We start from the raw sequence: 4,734 nt of genomic DNA, 5'->3' as shown, positions 1-4,734 counted from the left end.
ATTCTTATACTCTAAAAACTGTGAAGTGCTTGCAAGTCTTATCACACTCGTTTGTTGGACATGATCATTTGTAACAATGCCTTCAAGCTCTCCACCCGTGTCTGACAAATACTCACTTATCCTTTGCATCATCACACGGGCGCTCGTATTCACACTGCTAGGCTGCTGTCCTTCGGACCAATCAATCAAATTATCTACGCGCGTATTATCCGCCGCTCTAAGCGACCAATCATAGATCGTTGACATCTCTCATAAATCCTAATTCCGGTAAAATGGTCCGTAAAACGCCCGCATGAATTGCGTCATCAAAGGATTATCATCATCACTCTCTTCTTCTTCCGAAGCCTCTTCTTGTGATGCTAATAATGCCCTTAAAACCTCTAACAAATTGTCTCTATTTCTAATGCCACCATGCGCTGTAGGACTTGCTCTATGAGGCTGCCCACCATACATCTGTAACACACGGTTGACAAAATCACTTGCACGCATAGCGTTGTTTCCACCATTCAAGCCAACCGCATTGCTCCCAACAATTTGCGCCGCATTGGCATGGGGATTTTGCAAAAGACGCGCGGCTCCTCCTGCGCCTTGTTGATGTGCTAAATACAACTCCGCTTCACTAGGGGCTCTTCCCAAAAGGCGGCTTAAATGATTGCGATTATCAAGTGTCAACCGCCCCATGGCATCTGCCGCTTGCATGGGGTCAAAACGATCCTGCAAACCATATTGTTTGGCGGTGCTATCGATAAATTGATACAAACCACCAGCAGAAGAGCGGGGATTCCTTGCATTCGGATTGCCTCCACTTTCCACTTGCGCAACACGGTACAAATAACTCTCTGGCAAACCATATCGCGCTGCCGTTTGCCGTATCGCTTGATTGACAGAAGGACTATAACGGGTCATAGCCTAATCTCCTCCCTTACTCAAATGCACTCAATAAATTCAATTCCTCCGTTGAGGCTTTTCCCCCACCTCCAAACAAAGCAGCAGAAAGCTTTTTGAACCATTCTTTTGTCGCATATCCCTTATGATGCGCGTTTACCATGCGTTGAATGAGAGCTACAATTTGATCATTCTTAATCTCTGTCCCCCCTGTTAACAATTTGACAACATCCTTTTCAATCCGTTGACGCTCTCTAAACGCCGCCTCTTTGAAAGGAATCCAAGCTGCCTTCCCAGCAGCTTTTGCTAATTGTACAGCTGCATCACGTTTACCCGTTGGCATACTGACATTATGCGTAAAAGATATCTTTTCATCCGCTACACGACCTGGTATTCTATTATAAAAATCTGCATAATCGGCTTCTTTTTCGACAACCTTCTTGACCGCAGAAGCTTTATCGGCTCCATAAATCTTTGCAAATCGTTTATACAGATCATTCGTACCAAAAATTTCCTTTGCCGTGGACACTTCGTCTTTTGTTTGACCCATGCCTTGTAAAAGTTCTGCCCTTGAGCCCTTTTTAAAGTATTCTTGTTGTGCCTTTGGTAATTCATCAAAGATTTTACTGAACTCATCCTTATTAACCGACTTGCTAAGGACTTTTTCTCCTTCGCCCATAGCATCTACACGTGCACTATATTGATGATACAATGCCCGCCCTTTCTTATATTCAGACGATATATCATCCATAATCTCTAACAATTTTTTCCGGATACCTACTAAGGTACGAACTTTGCTATCATCTCCCATTTTTCTCGCTGTATCTGTCATAAAACGAAGTTTACGCTGCGTTTCATGAAGAATCCCCATGTTCGGTTTTTCTTTAAGGAGACTAAATTTTTGAGAAGAAAAAGGACTGACTTTATTCCCACCACTCGTGAACTCCTTTAACCCTTCGTCATAAGCTTGTTTAAAATAGGGGCGCTCCATTAATTCATTAAGCGCGCCATAATATTTTTCTCCTATCGGCGTTTTCTTGGCTATATCGTAAAGACTCTCTGTCGCTGCTTCCCTACTCGCGATAAGATCATCTTTTAAACCTGTGACATTTTGACGAGGAACAAAGTGTTCATCAGCAGCTTGATGAATACGCTCCCCTCCTTCCAGCGCTCTCTGCCCAGCTCTTTTAGTCAAATCAAGATAAGCTCCTTGATTTCTTTTCGCGATATCAAAAACAAGATCCTGTAAAAAAGGACTATGATCAGCTACGTAATCGGTAGGAACTGCTTTTTTAAAAGATTCTCCTAGCTCTTCAGAAGCTTCATTGCCTAAATGTTTACTGATTGCTCTTAACGTGTCTGTTGCAACACCTTGCTTATGAGAAGGAGAAAGAAGTCTTCGTATTCCGCTTACCGGATAACCAGCCAAATGACCTAAAGCACTTCCAACCAATGCCCCGCCCGCTCCTAAACCTGCACCAGATAACGTACTTGTAAGTGTATTACCAAGCCCTTCGCCTTCTCCTGCGCCATGTAATGCACCAGATGCCGCTCCTACTTTAAGCAAATGAGGTAATGTTGTTTTGTTCGTGATGCCTAAAAATGGACTTGCAAATCGACTTGGGGGTAACTGACCTGCTTTCAAAAATGCTTGACCTAATTTTGACCCCGCCACATTCCTTGCAAGTGTAGGCGCTACAAAGCGTGCTCCTGAGGCTAACAATCCTCCCCCTAAAGTCGCAAGTGAAGGGATTGCCGACCCTAAAGCATTTCCAGCAAAAGAAGTCCAATAATGTTGATCACTCATCCTACGATAATAATCACGTAGTCTATTGGCTTCTTTCTCATATTTTTCTATGGTTTTCTTATCTCCAGTCCAATAGTTGTAAAGCCCCTTCAAAAAAGCACTTATTGCCAACTGATCATCAGAATCACGTCCTGCCGCTGTAATCCCCGCAATCTCATCATCTAAATTAAAACTCAAACCATGCTTTAAAGAATTCCAAAAGGCTTCACTTTCACTTATTTCGGGATGTTCTGCTTCTTCCTCATAAGAATGGTTGTTATAGTCTGATATGTGTCCAATAATAGGATATTGATCATCATTCCAAATCTGACTATTTGAAGAGCGTTTATTATAATCTGTTATATGTCCAATAATAGGATACTGATCATCATTCCAAACCTGACGTTTTCCAACGTTATCATTCTTATGATTAAGCATTTTAGTATCTCTTTATTCTAATATTACCATCTGCATCTTGAATTTTTGTTCCTATCTCAAATTTAGCGCTCTCTTTGGGACTGGATACCTTCACAAACTCCATAACGCCTTTTTTCTGAGTATTATATTTATCAGAGATTTCTTGAGGGGTTATCTTCCCCGTCATCCAATCATGCAAATCAGTTTTCTGAAGCTTATTTAAAGCATTAAATGTTATTTCAAGATTTTCTAAAGTTTTCAGTAGCCCTTTTGTATTACGCGCAGAATCTAAAGAACCAAAGGTTGCTACCATCGTCCGACTTTCGTAATCTGATATAGGACCAACACTAAGACTTCCTCTAGGATCCATCGATTTTAAGCTCTCAAATACCGCCTTTAAAGCACCACCCTTAATCGTATCAAATAAATTTTCTAATTCATTCGCAGGAGTTCCTCCAATTCCACGCGTAGCCCACGCCTTAAACCCGTTAATCTTATGTTTGCGAATGAGTGCAATCGAATCACGAATAGCATCTATCCCAGCGTTCATCTGATGTTTTGTGGCAATAATATTTTTTTGCTTTTTACCCTCCCACTCTTTCTGTGCTTGTAGCTTCTGATTATACTCCAATGCCTGTAGAGTCCCTGACATCGGTCTCTGTCCACGTTCACCTGTCTCTGGATCGGTATACCATTCATGCCCCGCAAGTAGTTTAGGAGTATCACCACCTGTTAGCAATGCACTAAGCATTTGAGGATTCCGTGCCATGACAGCAGCTTCTTCTTCACTGTAGCCTTTGGATTTCAGATACTCGACGGTCTGATTAACCTGTCCTCTTTTTTCTCTTTCCATATCACCACGACGAAGATTCATAGCTGCATTCGCTAAACTTTGTGATATCGTCCCATCTGATAATGCATAACCAATCCCATAATCCGATAATCTTTGTAAAAACTCAGGACTACGCAAATAATCCCAAAAACTCTGTTGAGAACCAGTATCTTGCTGAGGAACAGTATTCTGTTGTGGCTGTGCAACTTGCTGTTGTTCTACCGGTGCAATAGGCTCTGGTAATTGAGACTGCTTTGGTTTCAATGATGCCAAATCTGAAATTGCATTAGGCAAAGGTTCCATATCCTTCGATAAACCTAAAGGGTTTGGTTGTGAACCAAAGGTCGCTACTGGTAAAGAAGGAACTGAAGACGGTACATCTGGTTTTCTGCCTGCCGATCTTAAAGACGAACTTACATCTGGTAAAGGTGAAGTATTTTTAGCTAAACCTAAAGGATTTGATTGTGAACCAAAAGTTGCTATAGGGGAAGAAGGGGTTAAATAAGGTAAATTATTTGCCTGTTGTTTGGCGTCTTCTAGATCGTTGAAACGTATACGTGGTACATATTGGCTCATTACATGCATAGACTTAAGAAGTCTTGATAAAATGTTATCGTTACTATTTTGCATAACTACCTCACTTTTTTCCTGCAAAACCAGAAATACCAGCTAAAATCCCTATAGCGTTCTTCCAAGGGTCGTTGCCTTGCATCATAGAGGCTGTATTATTATTCGTCGTCGTGCCGTAATTCCTTGCAAAGCCATGACCGGCGTTCATAAGCATATTCAACCTATTCCAGCCGCTATTGTCTTG

General features: G+C 41.6%; 3 protein-coding genes and 1 pseudogene. All 4 read right to left on the bottom strand.

Annotated features, from left to right (window positions below):
- Positions 1-246: pseudogene (locus tag ACFIKE_RS08310) on the bottom strand (phage tail protein); the annotation flags it as partial.
- 12 nt (positions 247-258) lie between these two features.
- Entirely contained in the window at positions 259-906 is a 648-nt protein-coding gene (locus tag ACFIKE_RS08305) for a transglycosylase SLT domain-containing protein (RefSeq protein WP_375649223.1), read from the bottom strand.
- Positions 907-922: 16 nt separating this feature from the next.
- Positions 923-3,109, bottom strand: a complete 2,187-nt coding sequence (locus ACFIKE_RS08300) for a hypothetical protein (RefSeq protein WP_375649221.1) — start codon at positions 3,107-3,109, stop codon at positions 923-925.
- 1 nt (position 3,110) lies between these two features.
- The gene (locus ACFIKE_RS08295) at positions 3,111-4,550 is read right to left on the bottom strand and encodes a hypothetical protein (RefSeq protein WP_375649218.1); all 1,440 of its coding nucleotides are present in this window, start codon (positions 4,548-4,550) and stop codon (positions 3,111-3,113) included.
- Positions 4,551-4,734: the final 184 nt, after the last annotated feature.

This window comes from Bartonella sp. MU70NMGDW (assembly GCF_042194085.1).
GTDB lineage: Bacteria > Pseudomonadota > Alphaproteobacteria > Rhizobiales > Rhizobiaceae > Bartonella > Bartonella grahamii.
The sequence above is the reverse complement of the archived record's forward strand: the minus strand, read 5'-3'. Positions and strand labels throughout refer to the sequence as shown.

Excerpts from the sequence above, each read along its gene's own strand:
- ACFIKE_RS08300 (WP_375649221.1), bottom strand. The coding sequence starts at position 3,109 with ATGCTTAATCATAAGAATGATAACGTTGGAAAACGTCAGGTTTGGAAT.
- ACFIKE_RS08305 (WP_375649223.1), bottom strand. The coding sequence starts at position 906 with ATGACCCGTTATAGTCCTTCTGTCAATCAAGCGATACGGCAAACGGCA.
- ACFIKE_RS08295 (WP_375649218.1), bottom strand. The coding sequence starts at position 4,550 with ATGCAAAATAGTAACGATAACATTTTATCAAGACTTCTTAAGTCTATG.